Below are 21,175 nucleotides of genomic sequence, written 5' to 3' on the forward strand. Positions count from 1 at the left end.
CTGTGTATAGTTTATTTGTCAATCTGATCTTCAAAAAAACATAAAAAAAGCGGACCCAAGTGGGTCCGCTTTTTTAAACATATTTTACTAAGCTAACGCTCAATAAAAATTAGTTTTGGTTCTCAAGTTGAGCTTTGATTAGGTCACCGATTGTAGTCGGACCGCTAACTTCAGCCTGTTGCTTCTCAGCGTGAGATTTAAGAGCAGCTTTCTCTTCAGAAGCGTCTTTCGCCTTAACAGAGATAGCGATTGTGCGAGCTTTACGATCTACGTTAGTGATCGCAGCTTCAACAGAGTCGCCTTCTTTAAGAACTGTAGAAGCATCTTCTACGCGCTCACGGCTGATTTCAGAAACTTTCAAGTAAGCTTCAACGCCTTCAGCTAGAGTCACAGTTGCGCCTTTAGCATCAACTTCAGCAACAGTACCAGTTACGATAGCGCCTTTGTCGTTTTCAGCAACGAATGCAACGAAAGGATCTTGCTCAAGCTGTTTAACACCTAGAGAGATACGCTCGCGCTCAGCATCGATAGAAAGAACAACTGTTTCTAGAACGTCACCTTTCTTGTACTTACGTACTGCTTCTTCACCAGTTTCATCCCAAGATAGGTCAGATAGGTGAACAAGACCGTCGATACCACCGTCAAGACCGATGAATACGCCGAAGTCAGTGATAGACTTGATTGCGCCAGAGATCTTGTCGTTCTTGTTGAATGACGTTGCGAACTCTTCCCATGGGTTTGGAGTGCACTGCTTGATACCTAGAGAAATACGACGACGTTCTTCGTCGATGTCTAGAATCATAACTTCTACTTCGTCGCCGATTTGAACAACTTTAGAAGGGTGGATGTTTTTGTTAGTCCAGTCCATTTCTGAAACGTGAACTAGACCTTCAACACCTTCTTCAAGCTCAGCGAAGCAGCCGTAGTCAGTTAGGTTTGTTACGCGTGCAGTAACTTTAGTACCTTCTGGGTAACGAGCTTTGATTGCTACCCATGGATCTTCACCTAGTTGCTTAAGACCTAGAGATACGCGGTTACGCTCACGATCAAACTTAAGAACTTTAACGTCGATCTCGTCACCTACAGCGATGATTTCGCTTGGGTGTTTGATACGTTTCCAAGACATGTCAGTGATGTGTAGAAGACCATCAACACCACCCAAGTCAACGAACGCACCGTAGTCAGTAAGGTTCTTAACGATACCTTTAACTTCTTGACCTTCTTCAAGGTTAGCAAGAAGAGTTTCGCGCTCTGCACTGTTAGTAGCTTCCATAACAGCACGACGAGAAACAACAACGTTGTTACGTTTTTGATCAAGCTTGATAAGTTTGAACTCAAGTTCAACACCTTCAAGGTGAGATGTGTCACGGATAGGACGAACATCTACCAAAGAACCTGGCAAGAAAGCACGGATGTTAGCGATATCAACAGTGAAGCCACCTTTAACTTTACCGTTGATGATACCTTTAACGATTTCACCTTCTTCGTATGCTTTTTCAAGCACAGACCAAGTTTCAGCGCGCTTAGCTTTCTCACGAGAAAGTTTAGTTTCACCGAAACCGTCTTCTACAGCGTCAAGCGCAACTTTAACTTCGTCGCCAATAGCTAGAGTGAATTCGCCGCTCTCGTTTAGGAATTGAGAACGTGGGATAACGCCTTCAGATTTAAGACCTGCGTGAACAGTTACCCAGTCGCTATCGATGTCAACAACGATACCAGTAACAATCGAGCCTGGCGCCATTTCTACGCTTTTTAGGCTTTCTTCAAACAGTTCTGCGAAGCTTTGAGTCATTGTGATTCCTATATACACGGAACAACTAAATGTTCCCTACCACATCGCCAGCTTATGTGGGGTTAATTTTCATTGTTTGCGACTTGGTTTGAGCTGGCACCAAATCGACTTGTTTAATCGATCTATTTTAGCACAAAGTTTGAACATAAATACAGATCAAACTGCAATGTATGATGCTTTTGCCGCTTCCACCATGATTACGTCGACGACTTGATCAATAGTCATATCGGTACTATCGATCACTAACGCACCAACAGCCGGAACCAATGGAGCAACCGGACGGTTGGCGTCGCGCTCGTCACGCTCTTTGATGGTTTTTACCAGCTCATCTAGCTTCACCTCATCACCTTTTTGCTGCAATTGCATAAGGCGACGTTGAGCACGCTCTTCTGGGCTAGCAGTTAAAAAAACTTTGATGCTCGCTTCAGGGAACACCACCGTACCCATATCACGGCCATCGGCCACTAATCCAGGCTCCTGAACAAAAGCACGCTGACGTAATAAAAGCCCTTCACGTACACTGGGAATAGCAGCGAGCTTTGAAGCTTGATTTCCAATAATTTCGGTACGGATCGCTTGGGTAACAACCTCCCCCTCCAACACGATCTCAATTGCGTTGTCATCTGCTTGCTGGAATTGGATATCTAAGTGCTCAGCCAACACTTTAAGCGCCTCCACATCATCAGTCTCAATACCGTGATGGGAAGCCGCCAAAGCCAATAAACGATAAAGCGCACCACTATCAAGCAAATGCCATCCCAGCTTCTCCGCGACCAATTGACTAACTGTGCCTTTACCAGCACCACTTGGGCCATCAATCGTAATAACTGGGGCTTGATTCATCATAACTGTTCCTCTTATTTAGCTGTGCACTGAACACTTGAGGCCCAGTGCCGTAGCAATTTCTTCTAAGTTTGGAATTTGCGCTAACAATTTTTGACAATCCCTGACTGTCGCACCATTGCGGCAACGTGCAGCGAGCAATAGGAAAGCTAACGCCACTAACTCGTTTCCTGCACTGTCCAAGTCCCCACCCTGTGGGGGACATCCCTGTATTATTAGTGTTCCGGCGTGCCACTCAATGGCACCACCAATATGATTCACGCCATCCATTAAAGTGGTGATGCGATCCTCATAGAAATACGGCAGCTGAGGAATCCCCTCAAACTGACTTTGACCTTCCGCATATACCGCCAAAGCGGCTAATAAAGAAACGAACTCGCGGAGCTCATAAGACTGCTCAACCGTTAATATGAAGGCTTTTAATGGTGCAAAGACCACACGCAAAGTTTGAGTATTAAAAACCCCTAAAGGTTCACCTAACCACACAAACTTCGCCCCCGCCTGCTGCAACACCTCCAGCAACACATTCATGCGACCATGCCGAGCAACACCTTCTAACTGCAAAGCAGAACCAGGTAAAATGGTTGCTAACAAGACACTCCACAAAGCCTGTTGCATATCCGCGGGTAATTCTAGATTAGCCCCTGAAACACTTTCACATTGAACGGTAAAGCTTTTCTCACCTTTAACGGAGACTCCGAACGAAGCGAATAATGCTCGCACCTGCTCATCAAAAGCCAGCGCTGATTCAAAATAACCATCGCACTCAGAGAACAGGCTCAAAATCACTGCCGAAGACATTAAGCGTGATGACGCAGGGCCAGGTAAGGCGGTTGATAACGGTGATAATTGAGCAGGCGTAAACTTGAATGGCAAACAATCCGCCGTCGCCGAAATTACATCTGCATCGACACTCTTTAGTAATGCCAATAGATGAGTAAACGGGGTATTGAGTAGAGCATCCTCACACACCACCTCTACCGGAAAGGCTTGCCCTGCCAAGACAGGCGCCAACAGGTATAAACTTGTCGCAGAGTTATGGACATTAATTGGCGCAATCGGCGCACGCAACCCTTTGCGACCTACGCCATGAACTCGTACCGAGCCATAGCCAAACTCTTCGATCACCACCCCCATATCCCTTAGGGCCTGCATGGTCACTTTTACATCACCCGCCAGATCGACATTCACTAGCTCACTGACACCCTGTGCTAGGGCTGCCATTATAAGAGCTCTATGTGACAAAGATTTGTCACCGATCAACTTAACATCACCATTGATCGCTGAAGCCGGACTAACCGAGATCGAAACCTGCTTTTCTTGCGGCTTGCCTAATGTTCTCTGCTCAAGCAAACGCAAAAAGTGATCACGAGCCGACTTTGCACGAGTAAATACCCCATACATTGAAGCCCCATCACCATCTACGATGGCTTGGCGCATTTCTGCTAGACGATCCGTAAATAAATCAAGAGTGGTTAGCGTTGCCTCTTTGTTTGCCAAGAAAACATCACGCCACATCACCGGATCACTGGAGGCAATACGAGTAAAATCGCGGAAACCGCCAGCCGCAAAACGGAAGATATCTTGACTGCGCTCCGCATTCGCCAAGGCATCTACCAAGGTGTAAGCCAACAAGTGCGGCAAGTGACTGGACGCAGCTAATACATGATCATGGTGCTCTACATCCATACTCACCACGTCCGCTCCGACTGCACGCCACAAACGATGAAGGCGATCAAGCAATGTAGGATCTGAGTAAGGCAACGGTGTAATAATGGCCATGTGCTTTTCAAACAAGTGAGGATTGGCTGCTAGTACACCACTTTTCTCAGCCCCTGCAATAGGGTGACCAGGTATAAAATTAGCAGGCGCCTCACCAAAAACTTTGACGGCAGCAGCCACGACACTCCCCTTGGTAGACCCCACATCAGTTACCAAAGTCGTTGGCTTAATAAATGGCTTAATTTCAGTTAAAACAGACTCCATCGCGCGCACTGGCGTCGCTAGGATAATAATGTCCATGTTTGAAATCGTTGCTTCATCAAGCTGAGCAGGATGATCGATGACACCGGTTGACACGCCGAGGGTCAGCTCGCCAGCACGACGATCCGCACCATACAAAGTGGCCAACCCTTGCTGCTTCAAGCTTTTTGCGAACGAGCCACCGATCATACCTAATCCGACGATCAGAACGTTACCAAACTCTTTTTTTGTGTCTTGCATAGTAAGCGCCTTATAACAAAAACTTAGCGCCTACAGCACTGCAACGGGGTATGAACCAAGGACTTTCACTTCCGAAGCACGCTCACGCAACTCTTCAATGACTGCCTTGCAGGCATCCTCTTCACAATGCCCCCAAAAGTCGATGTAAAACACATAGCCCCATTTACTAATCAAGGAAGGACGCGTTTCAAGACGTGTCATATCTACCCCGTGACGTTCAAAAGATTCAAGCAAACGATACAAAGCACCCGGCTCGTTTTTCGCACTGACTAACAAAGATGTTTTATCTTTACCGCTTGGCGGTACTTTTTCATTACCGATAATTAGGAAGCGCGTCGTGTTTTCTGGATGATCTTCAATATTGGCGGAAACCACTTGCAAATCGTATAGCTGACCGGCAATCTCACCCGCAATGGCCGCAACCGCTTTACCATTGCGCCCCGCTTCAGCCGCTAGACGCGCACCTTCCGCATTCGAGCTCACAGCAACGCGCTCAGCGTGTGGCCAGTAACGATCCAACCAAGCACGACATTGCGCCAAAGACTGCTGGTGTGAGTAAATATGAGTCACATCGTCTGGGTTGATATTCGGTGCTACCAATAGGTTATGGTGGATACGCACTTCCACTTCACCGCAAATTTTTAAGCGCGAACCACGGAAACTATCTAGGGTATGATTCACCACACCTTCCGTTGAGTTTTCCACAGGCACTACGCCATAGTTAGCCGCCCCGGACTCCACTTCACGGAACACCTCATCAATCGCTGCCATGGGCGCACTGACAATAGACTGTCCAAAGTGCTTCAAGGCTGCCTGCTGTGTAAAAGTGCCTTCAGGACCTAAGAATGCAATGCGCATTGGGCGCTCAAGCGCTAAGCAAGAAGACATAACTTGACGAAAGATTTTCGCCATTTCTTCATTGCCTAGCGGGCCTTTATTACGCTCCATCACACGACGCAATACTTGGGCTTCACGCTCCGGACGATAAAACACGACTTTCTCATCACCTTGCTCGGCCAATTTGACCTCTGCCACCTTTTGCGCACAAGCTGCACGCTCATTTATCAAATCTTGAATCTGCGCATCAATCGCATCGATTCGATCACGTAGCAGCGGCAACGTCATCGGGATAGTATCGTTTTTTGTCGTCATAGAGCGTGTGTCCTAATTACAATTAACCGTAGCGTTTTTCGAATGCATGCATGAAATCTACCAATGCTTGCACACCTGCAAGAGGCATAGCATTGTAGATACTCGCACGCATACCACCGACTGAACGGTGACCCGCAAGGGTACGAAGCCCGGCTTCTTCTGACTCTGTTAAGAAGGTTTTTTCTAGTGATTCGTCAGCCAACACAAATGGCACATTCATTCGTGAACGGTAACGAACATCGATAGGGTTAGAGTAAAAACCACTGTTATCAATCGCGCCGTATAACAGATCAGCTTTTTCAATATTTAGTTTTTCCATAGCTGGCACGCCACCTTGCGCTTCCAGCCATTCAAATACCAAGTCCGCCAAGTAGATCGCAAACGTTGGAGGCGTATTGATCATGGAATCATTTTTGGCAAGGTTTTCAAAAGACCAAATACTTGGCAGCGCATCATTATTACTGCGCGCCAATAAGTCTTTACGAATGATATTAATCACGACCCCTGCAGGCCCTACATTCTTTTGAGCACCAGCATAGATCAAGCCATATTTTGACACGTCAATTTGACGAGACAGAATCGTAGAAGACAAATCTGCCACAATAGGTAGATTTGTTTCTGGCAGATCAGCAAACTCCAAGCCACCGATAGTCTCATTAGGCGTAAGGTGCAAGTAGGCTGCCTTTTCATCCAAATTCAAAGAAGAAAAATCAGGTACAGTAGTGTAGTTCACATCTTTTGAAGAGCCCGCCACCACAACACGAGTATATTTCTGCGCTTCTTTGAGTGCTTTACTCGACCATGCCCCCGTATCAAGATAGCAAGCCGATGCAAAACCATTAGTCAAATTGGCTGGAATTTGTGCAAAGGACGCGGAAGCACCACCTTGAGTGAAGACAATTTCGTAATCATCAGAGATGTTCAGCAGCTTGCTTAGACGCGTTTTAGCCGATGCTAAGATCGACATAAACTCATCGCTACGGTGACTCATTTCCATCACTGACACACCCGTTCCGTGCCAATCAAGAAGTTCTGCTTGCGCTTTTGCTAGTACAGCTTCTGGGAGCGCGGCGGGACCAGAACAAAAATTGTAAACTCGGCTCATTCTGCCTTAAACCTCATTTAAAAATGTGTCTTGCAACACAAAAGAAGGCGCACTCAAGGTGCGCCTAGGATTTTACTCTTCAGAGCTTGGGGGATTGCTCTTCAGTTCATCCGCTGTGTCGACCTGCTCTACATCCACATCAACCAGTTCGGCCTCTGCCTGAGCATCATCGTCTTCCACAACGCGTTCAACACCTACCAAACGTTCATCATTTGATAGACGAATCAATGTCACACCCTGAGTGTTTCGACCTTGGCATGAAATCTCCGCAACACGCGTACGCACCAGTGTGCCCATATCGGTAATTAAGATCACTTCGTCCGACTCTTCAACTTGCGTCGCACCCACTACTGGGCCGTTACGCTCGGACACTTGGATACCGATGACACCTTGACCACCACGACCGTAAACTGGGAATTCACTGATCATAGTACGTTTACCGTAGCCGTTTTCACAAGCCATCAACACCGCAGTCTCTTGGTCGGCACTCGGCACGATTAAAGAGACCACTTTTGCGTCCTCAGCCAATTTGATACCGCGCACACCCGCTGCCGTCCGCCCCATAGAACGCACGTCCGTTTCCTTAAAGCGGATGGTCTTACCAGAGCTAGATACCAACATAATGTCGTCGTTGCCAGATGTTTGTGCCACACCCACTAGGGCATCGCTTTCATCTAATTTCAACGCAATCAAACCACTTGAACGAGGGCGAGCAAAGTGCTCCATGGCTGTTTTCTTGACAGTACCATTTGCAGTTGCCATAAAGATGTAACTGCTTGCAGCAATGTCTTCACCATCTTCTACATCGACATCCACATCACTGTCTGCATCGGTTTTCTCAGGCGCAGTCAATGGCAATAGAGCAGAGATATGCTCGCCCTCTGCCAATGGCAATAGGTTAACAATTGGTCGACCTTTCGAGGCACGGCTACCCACAGGGATTTCAAACACGCGCAACCAGTACACTTTACCGAAGTTACTAAACAGCATCACGGTATCGTGACTGCTGGTCACCAGCAAATGACTAATATGATCTTCGTCTTTCATGCCCGATGCAGACTTACCACGACCACCACGGCGCTGCGCCTTGTACTCTTCAAGCGGTTGCGTTTTTGCATAACCGGTATCAGAGATCGTCACGACCATTGGCGCTTCATCAATCAAGTCTGCAATAGTTAGATCTTGTTTCGAGGTTAAGATCTCTGTACGACGCACGTCACCAAATTGATCGCGAGCCTCTTCAAGCTCCTCACGAATCACTTCCATCAAGCGATCTGGATTACCTAGAATTTCTAGTAATTCCGCAATCAAGTCGATCAAAGACTTGTATTCGCCCAGCAGTTTTTCATGCTCAAGACCCGTAAGACGGTGAAGACGAAGATCAAGAATCGCTTGCGCTTGCTCTGGAGACAAACGGTAAACACCGTTATTGAAACCATAGGCGGCATCCAAATCATCTGGACGACAAGCATCTGCTCCGGCGCGCTCAAGCATCGCCATAACATTGCCGGGTTCCCATGTTTCAGAAATCAGCTTTTCTTTCGCTTCGGCCGATGTAGGCGACTGACGAATCAGCTCAATCACACGATCGATGTTAGCCAGAGCCACCGCCAAACCTTCTAATACATGGCCACGTTCACGGGCTTTGCGTAGTTCAAAGATAGTTCGACGGGTTACCACTTCACGGCGGTGCTTTACGAAGCACTCAAGTACCTGTTTCAGGTTCAACAATTCTGGACGACCATCAACCAAGGCCACCATATTGATACCGAAAACAGACTGCAGCTGTGTCTGCGTGAAGATATTATTCACAACAACGTCAGGGTTTTCACCACGACGCAGCTCGATGACGATACGCATACCATCTTTATCAGATTCGTCGCGCAGCTCGCTAATACCTTCAAGTTTTTTCTCTTTTACCAACTCCGCAATCTTTTCGATCACTTTCGCTTTGTTTAGCTGGTAAGGAATTTCAGTAAAGACGATCGCTTGGCGATTGCCTTTTTCCATGTCTTCCACATGGTGACGAGCGCGCATGTAGATGCGACCACGGCCAGTCTTGTAGGCTTCAACAATGCCTGCACGACCATTAATAAAGGCACCCGTTGGGAAATCTGGCCCTGGGATATGCTCCATCAACTCGTCGATGGTTACATCCGGATTATCGATAACATTTAAACAACCATCGATAACCTCACCTAGATTATGAGGAGGAATGTTAGTTGCCATACCTACCGCAATACCGGCCGAGCCATTGACTAGCAAGCCTGGGATGCGTGTTGGCAATACTTCCGGCATAAACTCTGTACCATCATAGTTTGGTACAAAATCCACCGTTTCCTTTTCCAAATCCATCAGCATATGGTGCGATATACGCGCCATACGAATCTCGGTATAACGCATTGCTGCCGCGCTGTCGCCGTCAACCGAACCAAAGTTACCTTGGCCGTCTACCAGCATGTAACGCATTGAAAATGGCTGCGCCATACGGACGATGGTTTCGTATACAGCAGAGTCACCATGAGGGTGATATTTACCGATCACATCACCAACGATACGAGCGGATTTTTTGTAGGGCTTATTCCAATCGTTCTTAAGTTCGTTCATCGCGTATAGCACGCGACGGTGAACAGGCTTCAAACCATCTCGAACATCAGGCAAGGCGCGCCCAACAATTACGCTCATTGCGTAATCAAGATAAGAACCTTTCAGCTCATCTTCGATACTGACGGGAATAATTTCTTTGGCTAATTCACCCATAGATACTACCGTTCCTTATGTTTGGAGCGAGGCAACAAAACAACACGCTCCGGCCATCTTTTTGTAAGCGCGGCATTATACCACAAGCAAATCGCGAACACCCATTATCTATCGCGCTTTTATTTCACCTTAGCCCCCTACTTAGGGACGCAAAACACAAGCCCTCTGCTGGCCATGATCAAAATCACTGAAAAAGCGACTCTGCATTGCAGTTCCGAGTTTGTCGCCACCCACAGAATAGCTATAATGCTCTGATCCAAATAGCGGCGATCGCTCGAATACTAGGAATCGACCTAATCGTTAACGCAGTAGCCACGATACAATAGGAAAAAGAGATGACCTCAAACCAGAACACCACCACCAATGTAGATTTAGATGAAGTCGCTAAATTTGAAGCCCTAGCAAGCCGCTGGTGGGACAAGAACAGTGAGTTCAAACCTCTTCATGATATCAACCCTCTGCGCGCTAACTACATCAATGATCGCGCACCACTGACTGGCAAAAAGGCCATTGATATTGGCTGCGGCGGCGGCATCTTATCCGAAGCATTAGCACAGATGGGCGCCACCGTTAAAGGTATCGATATGGGGGAAGCCCCGCTTGCTGTTGCTAAACTTCACTTGGAAGAAAGCGGTTTAGAAATCGACTATGAACGCATCACTGCAGAAGAAATTGCCGAGCGTGAGGCCGAGCAGTACGATGTGGTAACGTGCCTTGAAATGCTAGAACACGTTCCCGATCCAGCTTCTGTTATCAAAGCCTGTATGAAGCTTTGCAAACCAGGTGGTCACGTCTTTTTCTCGACTATTAACCGCAACCCAAAAGCTTACCTATTTGCCATCGTCGGCGCCGAATACATTTTAAAAATGCTACCCAAAGGCACTCACGACTACGCCAAATTCATTCAGCCTGCAGAGCTTAGCAACTTCGCACGCCAAGCTGGCTTAGATGTCACACACATGACTGGCATGACCTATAATCCATTGACTAAGGTCTATAAATTAAATGACCGTGATGTGTCTGTTAACTACTTGATGCATACACAAAAGCCGACACAAAACTAGGAGGTCTCCGATGCTGGACTACCAAGCGCCGAACGATCTATTGCAAGATAAAGTTATCCTAGTCACTGGCGCCGGAGACGGTATTGGCAAACAAGCGGCACTGAGTTATGCCGCTTGCGGTGCCACAGTGATTTTATTGGGACGCACAACCAAAAAACTAGAACAAGTGTATGATGAAATCGAAAAACTAGGCTATCCACAAGCTGCCATTGTACCGCTTAACTTGGATACCGCGGTAGAACACGACTACATTGAGCTAGCCAACACCATCGAAACAGAATTTGGCCGACTTGATGGCATCCTACACAACGCCAGCCTACTCGGCGCTCGCACTCCTCTAGCCAACTTTGAACCAAGCACCTTTGAGCAAGTCATGCGCGTGAACGTCACCGCTGCATTTCTATTAAATCAGGCATTGATTCCTCTACTGCAAAAAGCCCCTCACGCATCGATTATTTTCACCAGCTCAAGCGTCGGCCGCAAAGCCAAAGCCTACTGGGGCGCATACGCGGTATCCAAGTTTGCAACAGAAGCCATGATGCAACTTTTGGCAGACGAGCTTGAAAATATCTCAAACATTCGCGTGAATGCTATCAACCCAGGCGCCACTCGCACCAATATGCGAGCCCACGCCTACCCAGCGGAAGACCCTAACACACTTAAAACACCACAAGACATCATGCCACTTTATCTGTACTTAATGGGTGAAGACAGTGCAAAAGTGAACGGCCAATCACTTGATGCGCAAATCAAATAATTAAAGGGCTTGCACTTCATCATGGGAACAGGCTAACCTGTGCCCATGATCAAATTTCGACCAATTCTTCGCCCCTCATTTGTCGCGCAGATTTTCTTAATCTGCTCGGTTTTCACTAGTTTTTCATCCATAGCCGCCTCAATGCATTTTATCCAAGGTAAAGGTCAATCAGACCAACATGAATACGCACATCTAACACTAGATAACGGCCTAACCGTCATTCTCGTGTCTGACCCGATGGCTGAACGCTCAGCCGCTTCACTCGCGATCAAAGCAGGCAGTTACCAAGATCCTGCACAACATTTAGGCCTAGCGCACCTACTCGAGCACATGCTATTTCTAGGCACAGAAAAATACCCTGAAGCCGGCGCTTATCAAGAATTCATTCGCCAAAGCGGTGGCTCACACAACGCCTACACTGGTGCAGAGATCACCAACTACTACTTTGACACCTTGCCCGCTTCATACCCTGAAGCACTGGACCGTTTTGCACAGTTCTTCATTGCGCCAACCTTAGACCCAAAGTACATCGAACGTGAAATCAATGCTGTGGACTCGGAATATAGAGCTAAACTGGACGACGAAAGCCGTCGCAGCAATGAGGCCATCAAAACACTTTACTCTGAGCACCACCCTGCCGCTCGCTTCACCGTCGGCAACAAAGAGACCCTAGGCAACATCACTGCGGAGCAACTGCAAGATCTTCTGCAGGGCTTTTACCATCGCTATTACACACCTGAAAACATGGCTTTGACCCTAGTAGCCAATCAGCCACTTGAAACTCTAGCAGCCTATGCACGTAATTACTTTGATGCTATTGAAAAGCGCACAACTACCAACAAGCCTCCTTTACCAAGCATCGTAGAGCACACAGGCAAGGTGCAACTTTTCAAAACCAAGACTGAGAAGAGCATTGTTAAATTTTCATTTGAGATTCCTAGTCAGACGTTAAACTACGCTACCCAACCAGCACGATACTTATCTTATGTCCTTGGAGACGAATCGGAAAATTCCCTGTTCGCTAATTTGAAACAGCAGCATTGGGTGCAGTCTTTGCACGCAGGCACAAATTTAGACGATGGCCAGCACGCCTTTTTCACCATCACCATGTCATTGACAGAAGATGGCGTGGAGCATCGTTCAGAAATTGTGGAACGCTTATTCAAAACCATTGATAACTTACTGCGCAGCCCTATTTCCCAGCAGTACCTTGCAGAAACCAAAACACTAAGCGCACTTAACTTTGAATATCATGACTACCTTCAGCCTGTGAAGCTGTCACAAATTCTTTCTAGTCGCGCACTCGACATCCCTGCTGAACAATTGATGGCAAGTTTCCATATCTCAGAACACGCCAGCGAGCAAAATATTCGCAATCTGATGAATTACCTGCAGCAAGACAATCTAATCGTGCAATGGCAAAGCAATAAAGACTTCCCAAATGACTGGATTAAGGGCGAGGTCACTTGGGCAACTGAACCACTGTATGACAGCCAATATGCCAATGGCGACCTTGCCTTTCAGCAAACAGACCTGATTGCGCAAAGCACTCTGCCTTCTGATTTTGGCCTACCCAACGCGAACCCATTCATGCCAGAAAAGCTAGATCTTGTCGCACAAAATTTAACGATAGACCCGAGCATCATCGATGCTAAAAAAGGTTACGATTTCTGGTACAAGCCGAACACGCAATTCAACAAACCTACAGGTATGATCTTTGGCTACTTTGGCTTCTTAAAGAATCCAGACACTCGCGACCGCCTACTCTTACAACTTTGGGCTCGACTCTTCAATGACGCTGCAGGCGAAAGCACCTACCAGCCTTACATGGCTGGACTGGGCTACGAATTGTATACCCATAGTAACGGCCTAACCCTACGCACCAGCGGCTACAACGATAAACAAAGCGACTATTTCTATTCACTGGTTGAGCAAATAATGGCTTTTCGCGCTTCAGGCAAGCGCCTTGAGATTGCTAAACAAGATGTACTGAAAGGCTTGAATAATCTGGAAAGCCAGCCTCCGTATGCCTTGGCACGCCACTATTTCAGTCAAACAGCAATCAAAGGCAATGCACCAGTAAACGTTTTGCAAGAATTGATTGGCAAGATCACAGTGGAAGATGTTAACCACTTTATCGATCAACATGTACAACGCTTCCAATACGTGGGGTACATGACTGGCAATTTCCGTAGAAGCGATGCTGAACAACTATCCGCAAGACTCAACGACAAAATTGATACCTGCCTGCACACTCACGCCTATCGCCCTGTGGAACTGAAAAACTTTGGCCCACAGCAAAACTATCTGTACAACTTTGATACTAGCAGTGCTGACAGCACAGTACTTTATAGCCTGATAGCAACCGATAATAACAACGCGACCTATACACAAAGGGCTTATGTCAGAATCTTGGCGCAATTACTTGGGGCAAAGTTCTATAATGAATTTCGCACCGAAAAACAGTATGGCTACATCGTCGCAGTGACCAACCAAACCATTGAACGAACACCGGCCATTGGCTTCTTAGTGCAATCACCAAATACCAGCACTCAAGTCCTAGTAAACGAGATCGAGCGTTTTATTCAATCCACTAAATGGGGCGAAAAAGACGTTAGTGATAAGGAGTTTGAGCAAGCGCGTCAGGCAGTGTTAGCCGCCTACATGAAGCAGCCAACCAACTTAAAGGAAGAGGCATTAGAAGAGTGGCCACACATCGTTGAACCAAACCATAATTTTAATGACCGCAAAGAATGGATCACGGCTCTCGAAGAATTGAATAAATTAGATTTCTTAGCATTTATGCGCGAAAAGATTGAACAGAATCAAGCAGCACGTCTATTGATAACCAATAACTGGCAAAACACTGAAGCTTGGACTGCACTACATATTGAGTAGAACTAAACTCTAACCACCGATGAGCTGCTCTAATTTCTGCTCATTGGTGAGTTCCGCTTGATTTGCAGGAACGGATTCTGCGGGAGCTTGCGATTTTTCAGCAGTTGGCTGAATACGGGTACCTGGAACCACTTCAGTAAATTCCCCCTCATCCAATGTAGGGTTATCCTCTGGATGAAGTGCAGCTTGATCCTGTTCAAGCTTAGCCTTTTGATCTCCAAAAATACCGATCTCAGGCATCATACTTAAACGCTTCTGCTGAATCTCTTCCGGGATATGCCCAGTAAACAACACTGTAAATGGTGAATCCTTGGTGCGCTGATTAACTTCTCGATAGATTTCTTGCTCGCGCTTGGCAATGGCAGACTCCTCGAGATAAGACAGCTTGTTGGGATTAGCTGACACCACCAGATTCGCCAACATATTATTCTTTGGCTGCTCAGCAGGGATGATGGTGACATCTTCTGGACTACTCAATACGACTTGATGTTCGCCATGAAAAATCTGATTACCGTACATCACCTCTACTGGCTCAATACGTATGGTTTGCGCATAAAGCGGAATGGTAGCGGATGTGACAGTCAGCAAACTAAAAGTCGTAATTTTTTTCAAGAACATTCAAGCACTCCTCAGACACCCACCACTATAGAAGAAACTTTAAACAAAAAAAAGGAGACCAAGGTCTCCTTTGTTTATCGTCATGTAAACGAATGTCTTAAAGTGTAATAACGTCAAATTCCACTTGAGGCTCAACCTCAGCTTCATAATCAACGCCGTCCACACCGAAACCAAACAGTTTCAAGAACTCATCTTTGTACAGTTGGTAATCTGTCTCAGCAAATAAATTCTCATCTGTGATTTGAGGCCATAGATCACGGCAAGCCTGCTGAACGTCTTCACGAAGCTCCCAATCGTCTAGACGAAGACGGTTATTATCATCTACCAACTCAGCAGGATTATTGTCGTTGTACAAACGCTCTGCAAACATGCGGTAAATTTGATCCATACAACCTTCATGCAGACCTTTTTCACGCATCACTTTGAAGACCATTGATAGGTAAAGTGGCATTACAGGGATCGCAGAAGACGCTTGTGTCACGACAGATTTAAGGACCGCAACATTCGCACCACCGCCATTTTTAGCAAGCTCCGCATTGATAGCATGCGACGCACGATCTAGATCTTCTTTCGCTTTACCTAGCGCTCCGTGCCAGTAGATAGGCCAAGTGATATCAGAACCGATGTATGAGTAGGCGACTGTACGCGCACCCTCAGCCAACACACCTGCATCAGACAGCGCAGACATCCAAAGTTCCCAATCCTGACCACCCATTACAGTAACCGTTTGCTCCACTTCTTCTTGTGTAGCAGGTTCGATTTCAGCATCGATGATCACATCGCGGTTAGTATCAATTGCTGTTGAGCGGTATGTTTCGCCAATCGGCTTAAGAACTGAACGAATCACTTCACCTGACTCAGGCATTTTACGAACAGGAGATGCCAATGAGTAAACTACTAAATCGATTTCACCCAAGTCTTCTTTAATTAGCTCAATCACTTTGTCACGGGCTTCATTTGAGAAGGCGTCACCATTGATGCTTTTCGCATATAGACCCGCTTCGTGGGCTGCTTTATCAAATGCAGCCGCGTTGTACCAACCCGCAGTCCCTGGCTTTTTCTCCGTAGCCGGCTTTTCAAAGAACACACCAATGGTTGCCGCGCCAGAACCAAACGCTGCTGCGACACGAGAAGAAAGGCCGTAACCGCTTGATGAACCAATCACCAATACTTTTTTTGGGCCGTTTTTGATTTCGCCGTTAGCTTTCGTTTTAGCAATCTGATCTAAAACGTTTTTCTCACAACCAGTTGGGTGAGTAGTCGTACAAATAAATCCACGAATTTTCGGCTTAATGATCATAGTTAAGTCTCAACGTCATGTTTCCATAGCATGCTGTTGCATCCGGTAAATGGGCAACAACACAAAGTTGGCGCACATGATACAATACCCAGCAATACTTGTCCCTTTTCTTTATTTCACTGTAGATCAATCACCCACCTTCTATGAATATTTTAATTATTGGTTACGTCTGGCCTGAACCAAATTCTTCCGCTGCGGGAAGCCGTATGATGCAGCTCATCAAAACTTTTCGCGCCCAAGACTGGCAGGTTGAGTTTGCCTCTCCAGCTCAAATCAGCGAACACATGGAAGACTTATCTCAATACGGCGTGAGCACTGCAGCGATTGAACTCAACAGTGATAGTTTTAATAAGTACATTGCTGCATTGAAGCCAGATATGGTGATATTTGATCGTTTTATGATGGAAGAACAGTTTGGCTGGCGCGTTGAGAAATACGCGCCTGATGCCCTACGCGTACTCAACACCGAAGACTTACACTCTCTACGCGATGCTCGACACAGCGCTGTGAAGCAAAACCGCGCCTTTGTACAGGTCGATATGTACAGTGATTTAGGTGTTCGTGAAATCGCCGCCATCTATCGCAGCGATTTAACGCTAATGATCTCCGAGTATGAAACCGAACTTTTGCAGCAAGCGTTTAACGTGCCCGAGACCCACGTTATGCACCTACCGTTTATGCTCGACACTGATGCGTTAACAGCTAGGCCCTTCGAACAACGGCAGGACTTTGTCATCATTGGCAACTTCCGCCATGCGCCAAATTGGGATGCGGTATTACAGTTAAAACAAGTGTACTGGCCGATAATTCGTAAGCGCCTACCTGAAGCCAAGCTCAATATTTATGGCGCTTACCCACCTCCTAAAGCGACGCAACTACATAACGAAAAGGAAGGTTTTCTAATAAAAGGCTGGGCCGAAGACGCTTTGGAAGTGATTGAAAATGCACGCATTATGCTTAGCCCGATTCGCTTTGGTGCTGGCATTAAGGGCAAGCTGGTCGAAGCCATGCAAATGGGAACGCCAAGCATCACGACGTCAATAGGCGCAGAAGCCATGCACGGAAACATGCCTTGGAACGGTGTTATCACTGATGATATAGAAGAGTTTGTTAACGCAGCCGTTAGCCTTTATCAAGACCAAGCAAGCTTTGAACTTATGCAAAAAAATGGTCATGCCATCATCAGACAACGCTACAACCAAACTGAATGGCAAGAAAAGCTGATTACTCGCTTAAAAATTCAACAACAGCTAAAACAACGGCTACGGGAACATTTTTTCTTAGGCAAGCTAGCGCGCCATCATTCCATGAAAAGCACCCAGTATATGTCGCAATGGATTACTTTAAAAAATGGCCTAAGCCATGATCAATCTTAACAATAAGTGCTAGTTAATAAATTGACTTTCACTTTCGCGCTGGTGGACTTTTTTCATGACCGCCAGCTGCTCTTCTGGTGTCATCTTGCCCCAACGACTGATTTCTTGACCTGTGCGATAACAACCAATGCATACATTGTCTTCATTCAGCTCACAAATGTTAATACAAGGCGAACGAACCGCTTTTTGCTTAGCAGAGGCTTTTTTACGATTGGTGTTTTTCATCGGCATCCTGATCTGTTGCTTGCGAGCTTTCCGACTTTTCTTTTAACGCCTTCTGTTGAACATTCCACTCACGTAACGCTTCGTAGTAAGTATCCCAAACACAAGGACTGCATTCGCTTTCACAACACTCCCAGTCTTCTGGCGGAGTTGGCTTTTCATTCATTTAAAGTCTCCTAAAATAAAAAATCCCTCGAGTACACATGCGCGCCATCATAGCATCGCCAGCAAACACGAGGGATTGGTCGAATATTAGAATTCAGCGTTATGGTAAACGCGCTGAACGTCGTCTAGATCGTTCAGTAGATCAAGGAAACGTTCAAATTGATCAACGTCTTCGCCTGAAATCTCAGTCGTCATTTGAGGAATGAATTGGATTTCATCCACTTCAAAATCTACATCGCCAAATGCGTCGATAATGGCTTGACGAGCTTTAGCGTACTCCGTGTTTGGTGTGAATACGGTTACTTTACCTTCTTCAGACTCAATGTCAGACACATCAACATCGGCTTCAAGTAGCGCTTCCATCACCGCATCTTCGTCTTCTGCAGAGAAAACAAAAATAGCAGAGTGGTCAAACATGTGTGACACACTGCCTTGCGTACCGATTTTACACTTAACCTTGTTGAAACAAGTGCGCACATCACCGAATGTACGGTTTGGGTTATCAGACAAACAGTCAACGATAACCATAGTGTTACCTGGGCCAAAACCTTCATAACGTGCGGTATCAAAGTCTTCGCCACCGCCACCTTTGGCTTTGTCGATTGCTTTTTCGATAACGTGCGTTGGTACTTGGTCCTTTTTAGCGCGTTCGATCAAGCTACGTAGTGCTAGGTTACCGGCTGGATCTATGCCGCCAGATTTCGCACATACATAAATTTCACGTCCGTATTTACTGTAAACCTTGGCTTTTTGATCCGAGGTTTTCGCCATGGACTCTTTTCGGTTCTGAAAGGCTCTGCCCATTAGATATTCCTACTCTATTAAAGTCGTTTAGAAAGCAGAAATTCTAACGCTTAGTGCACTCTTAGGAAACTCCCTAAACTCTATTTCACCAACATTTACCTTGATTACTTCACCATTTAAGCTAGCAAAGGCTTACAATAGAGCCCGCGAAGAAACTTTCTTTGCCTGATGATCTGAAATAATTTTTCATGCTATGATGTTTTTATTAAATAATCATTTAATAAAAACTTTTTAAACCTGCATATCGGAGACGTGCCATGTCCCAAGCCCTGCATAAATGGTTGCCTTGGCTTACTTTTGTGAACAGCTCAACAGTCAAGGCAGATTTCATTGCAGGAATTACATGCGCCTCCATGTCAATTCCCCAAGGGATTGCATTCGCTGCAATCGCCGGCCTACCAGCAGAATATGGTTTTTACAGCGCCATGGTCGCACCGATTATTGCCGTATTGTTTGGCTCTTCTTGGCATATGGTTTGTGGGCCTGCGACTGCCATTTCTGCATTGCTGTTTTCATCACTGTCTGGTTTGTACGCACCGGGGTCAGCGGAGTTTATCCAAGCCGCGCTGGCCATCACCTTTCTAGCGGGGTTAATACAATTGGCTTTGGGGTTGGCCAAGCTGGGCAATCTCACCAACTTTGTCTCTCATGCTGTAATGGTCGGCTTTATTACTGGGGCAGCGTTTTTGATCATGTTAAGTCAAGTTCAGCATGCCTTGACCGCCGATTTACCGCGTCCTGAAAACCTCCTGAACTTTATTAGTGCGCTTCTGCGTGCGGGCCCGCAAATAAACCTATACTCACTGTCGATCTGTGCCGTCACTATCATAAGTGCCATGGTGATTCGCAAGATCTCAAACAAGCTCCCCCATTACCTATTGGCCTTAATTGTAGGCAGTGTCTTCGGTTACCTAATGCAAGCTGGGGCAAATGGCGTACCACTCGTGGGCAAATTGAATGAAGCCATTCCTCCTTTTGCGCTGATTGAACTATCTGGCTCTACCTTACGAGAATTAGCGCCGGGGGCGGTAGTATTGGCTCTTATTGGCCTTTTGGAAGCTGCGTCCATATCCAAAGCGATAGCCCTTAAAACTCATCAAGAAATCGACACCAACCGCGAGTTTATCGGTCAAGGGATGTCCAATATAGTAGGCAGTCTCTTTTCCAATTATATGAGCTCTGGCTCCTTTACTCGTAGTGGTATCAACGTTGAAGCTGGGGCACGCACACCTTTGGCAATCATTTTTTCGAGTGTCTTCTTACTCCTAATTTTAAGCCTGATTGCCCCACTCTTTTCACATCTCCCAATTCCTGCAATGGCAGGCATTATCATGTTAGTGGGTTGGCGTTTAATTGAATTTAAAGAATTGCTGCACTACGCCAAGACCAGCCGTTCTGAGCTAAGTATCGCATTGGTCACTTTAACCAGCACCATTGGCATTAGTCTAGAGTTCGGTATTTTGGTTGGTGTGGGGCTAAGCTTGGCATTGTTCCTAAGTCAGACCGCCAAACCGAACGTACGCATTTTGGCGCCAATGGATACCGATGAAGGCCGCTACTTTCATAACATTATGCACTTCGACTTGGAAACTTGCCCTCAGATCCACTTCATCCGTTTGGATGGCCCTCTTTACTTTGGTTCAGTGGACTACATGGCCAAGCAATTCCAGAGCATCGAGCACGATTTACCTCATAAAGATCATTGGATCATTTTATGTCGCGGCTTATCGGCCATCGACATGCAAGGCGCACACTTTCTCAAACAACTAGTGGATCAGCGTCGTGAATCAAACACGCAGGTACATTTGGTCGTTCGCTACCTATGGCAATTAGAGTTACTCAAACAGTTTGGTGTGTTAGACAAAGTAGGAGCAAACCATAACTACCCAGCAAAAGGTGTTGCCATCGAAAAAATAGAGCGGGATATGGATATGAAACAATGTGCTCAATGTGACAAGAATGTCTTTAGAGAATGCTCAAATCGTAAGCAAAAAGGCTTGGCTATCATTGCCAAAGAACCCCTATCAACTGAAGGGAATTAATAGTTACTCCTCATTATTTACTAAGGTAATGAATAGTCATCAAGTGGTTATCAT

The 21,175-nt window shown here is 46.3% G+C and carries 16 protein-coding genes; 5 read left to right on the forward strand and 11 right to left on the reverse strand.

The features are described 5' to 3' along the window. Nucleotides 1-109: 109 nt before the first annotated feature. From rpsA to gyrA, 6 genes are all read right to left on the reverse strand, one after another. A complete protein-coding gene (gene rpsA / locus ASC49_RS01070; RefSeq protein ID WP_055461358.1) occupies nucleotides 110-1,792 on the reverse strand; it encodes a 30S ribosomal protein S1 in 1,683 nt (560 codons plus the stop codon). Nucleotides 1,793-1,948: 156 nt separating this feature from the next. After that, nucleotides 1,949-2,638: a (d)CMP kinase gene (gene cmk, locus ASC49_RS01075; RefSeq protein WP_055461359.1), complete on the reverse strand. Its 690-nt coding sequence runs from the start codon at nucleotides 2,636-2,638 to the stop codon at nucleotides 1,949-1,951. 15 nt (nucleotides 2,639-2,653) lie between these two features. Then, nucleotides 2,654-4,858, reverse strand: coding sequence for a prephenate dehydrogenase/arogenate dehydrogenase family protein (locus ASC49_RS01080; RefSeq protein WP_055461360.1), 2,205 nt, complete (start codon nucleotides 4,856-4,858; stop codon nucleotides 2,654-2,656). Between the two features lie 30 nt (nucleotides 4,859-4,888). Next, nucleotides 4,889-6,010 carry a prephenate dehydratase gene (pheA, locus tag ASC49_RS01085; RefSeq protein ID WP_055461361.1) on the reverse strand — a complete coding sequence of 374 codons (1,122 nt, stop codon included), beginning with the start codon at nucleotides 6,008-6,010 and terminating at the stop codon, nucleotides 4,889-4,891. A gap of 22 nt (nucleotides 6,011-6,032) precedes the next feature. Further along, nucleotides 6,033-7,115 (reverse strand): 3-phosphoserine/phosphohydroxythreonine transaminase, encoded by a 1,083-nt coding sequence (serC, locus tag ASC49_RS01090; protein WP_055461362.1) that lies wholly within the window; start codon nucleotides 7,113-7,115, stop codon nucleotides 6,033-6,035. A gap of 72 nt (nucleotides 7,116-7,187) precedes the next feature. Further along, nucleotides 7,188-9,875 carry a DNA gyrase subunit A gene (gene gyrA, locus ASC49_RS01095; protein WP_055461363.1) on the reverse strand — a complete coding sequence of 896 codons (2,688 nt, stop codon included), beginning with the start codon at nucleotides 9,873-9,875 and terminating at the stop codon, nucleotides 7,188-7,190. A 335-nt stretch (nucleotides 9,876-10,210) separates the two neighbouring features. Between gyrA and ubiG the strand changes: the two genes are divergently transcribed. From ubiG to ASC49_RS01110, 3 genes are read left to right on the forward strand one after another with little or no spacing between them, the layout of a single operon-like run. Beyond that, entirely contained in the window at nucleotides 10,211-10,939 is a 729-nt protein-coding gene (ubiG, locus tag ASC49_RS01100) for a bifunctional 2-polyprenyl-6-hydroxyphenol methylase/3-demethylubiquinol 3-O-methyltransferase UbiG (protein ID WP_055461364.1), read from the forward strand. Between the two features lie 10 nt (nucleotides 10,940-10,949). Continuing rightward, nucleotides 10,950-11,696 (forward strand): YciK family oxidoreductase, encoded by a 747-nt coding sequence (locus tag ASC49_RS01105; protein ID WP_055461365.1) that lies wholly within the window; start codon nucleotides 10,950-10,952, stop codon nucleotides 11,694-11,696. Nucleotides 11,697-11,741: 45 nt separating this feature from the next. Further along, complete coding sequence (locus tag ASC49_RS01110) at nucleotides 11,742-14,594, forward strand: insulinase family protein (protein WP_082443654.1); 2,853 nt, start codon at nucleotides 11,742-11,744, stop codon at nucleotides 14,592-14,594. Between the two features lie 9 nt (nucleotides 14,595-14,603). Here the strand turns inward: ASC49_RS01110 and ASC49_RS01115 are convergent, their stop codons facing one another. Both ASC49_RS01115 and fabV read right to left on the reverse strand, forming a co-directional pair. After that, on the reverse strand, nucleotides 14,604-15,212 hold the full coding sequence (locus ASC49_RS01115; protein ID WP_055461367.1) for a hypothetical protein: 609 nt from the start codon (nucleotides 15,210-15,212) through the stop codon (nucleotides 14,604-14,606). Between the two features lie 97 nt (nucleotides 15,213-15,309). Beyond that, nucleotides 15,310-16,512 (reverse strand): enoyl-ACP reductase FabV, encoded by a 1,203-nt coding sequence (gene fabV, locus ASC49_RS01120; RefSeq protein ID WP_055461368.1) that lies wholly within the window; start codon nucleotides 16,510-16,512, stop codon nucleotides 15,310-15,312. Nucleotides 16,513-16,655: 143 nt separating this feature from the next. Here fabV and ASC49_RS01125 point away from each other — a divergent pair, with 143 nt between their 5' ends. Further along, on the forward strand, nucleotides 16,656-17,888 hold the full coding sequence (locus tag ASC49_RS01125; protein WP_055461369.1) for a glycosyltransferase: 1,233 nt from the start codon (nucleotides 16,656-16,658) through the stop codon (nucleotides 17,886-17,888). Between the two features lie 9 nt (nucleotides 17,889-17,897). On the opposite strand, the gene ASC49_RS01130 is transcribed toward ASC49_RS01125, so the two are convergent. The 3 genes from ASC49_RS01130 to ASC49_RS01140 all read right to left on the reverse strand — a co-directional run bounded on the left by ASC49_RS01130 (nucleotide 17,898) and on the right by ASC49_RS01140 (nucleotide 19,079). Beyond that, nucleotides 17,898-18,113, reverse strand: coding sequence for a DUF1289 domain-containing protein (locus ASC49_RS01130; protein WP_055461370.1), 216 nt, complete (start codon nucleotides 18,111-18,113; stop codon nucleotides 17,898-17,900). Then, complete coding sequence (locus ASC49_RS01135; protein ID WP_055461371.1) at nucleotides 18,094-18,276, reverse strand: oxidoreductase-like domain-containing protein; 183 nt, start codon at nucleotides 18,274-18,276, stop codon at nucleotides 18,094-18,096. The genes ASC49_RS01130 and ASC49_RS01135 overlap by 20 nt, the downstream gene beginning before the upstream one ends. 86 nt (nucleotides 18,277-18,362) lie before the next feature. Further along, on the reverse strand, nucleotides 18,363-19,079 hold the full coding sequence (locus tag ASC49_RS01140; RefSeq protein ID WP_055461372.1) for a YebC/PmpR family DNA-binding transcriptional regulator: 717 nt from the start codon (nucleotides 19,077-19,079) through the stop codon (nucleotides 18,363-18,365). A 257-nt stretch (nucleotides 19,080-19,336) separates the two neighbouring features. Between ASC49_RS01140 and ASC49_RS01145 the strand changes: the two genes are divergently transcribed. After that, nucleotides 19,337-21,121 (forward strand): SulP family inorganic anion transporter, encoded by a 1,785-nt coding sequence (locus tag ASC49_RS01145; protein ID WP_055461373.1) that lies wholly within the window; start codon nucleotides 19,337-19,339, stop codon nucleotides 21,119-21,121. Nucleotides 21,122-21,175 lie beyond the last annotated feature (54 nt).

The organism is Marinomonas fungiae, from assembly GCF_001418205.1.
Lineage (GTDB): Bacteria > Pseudomonadota > Gammaproteobacteria > Pseudomonadales > Marinomonadaceae > Marinomonas > Marinomonas fungiae.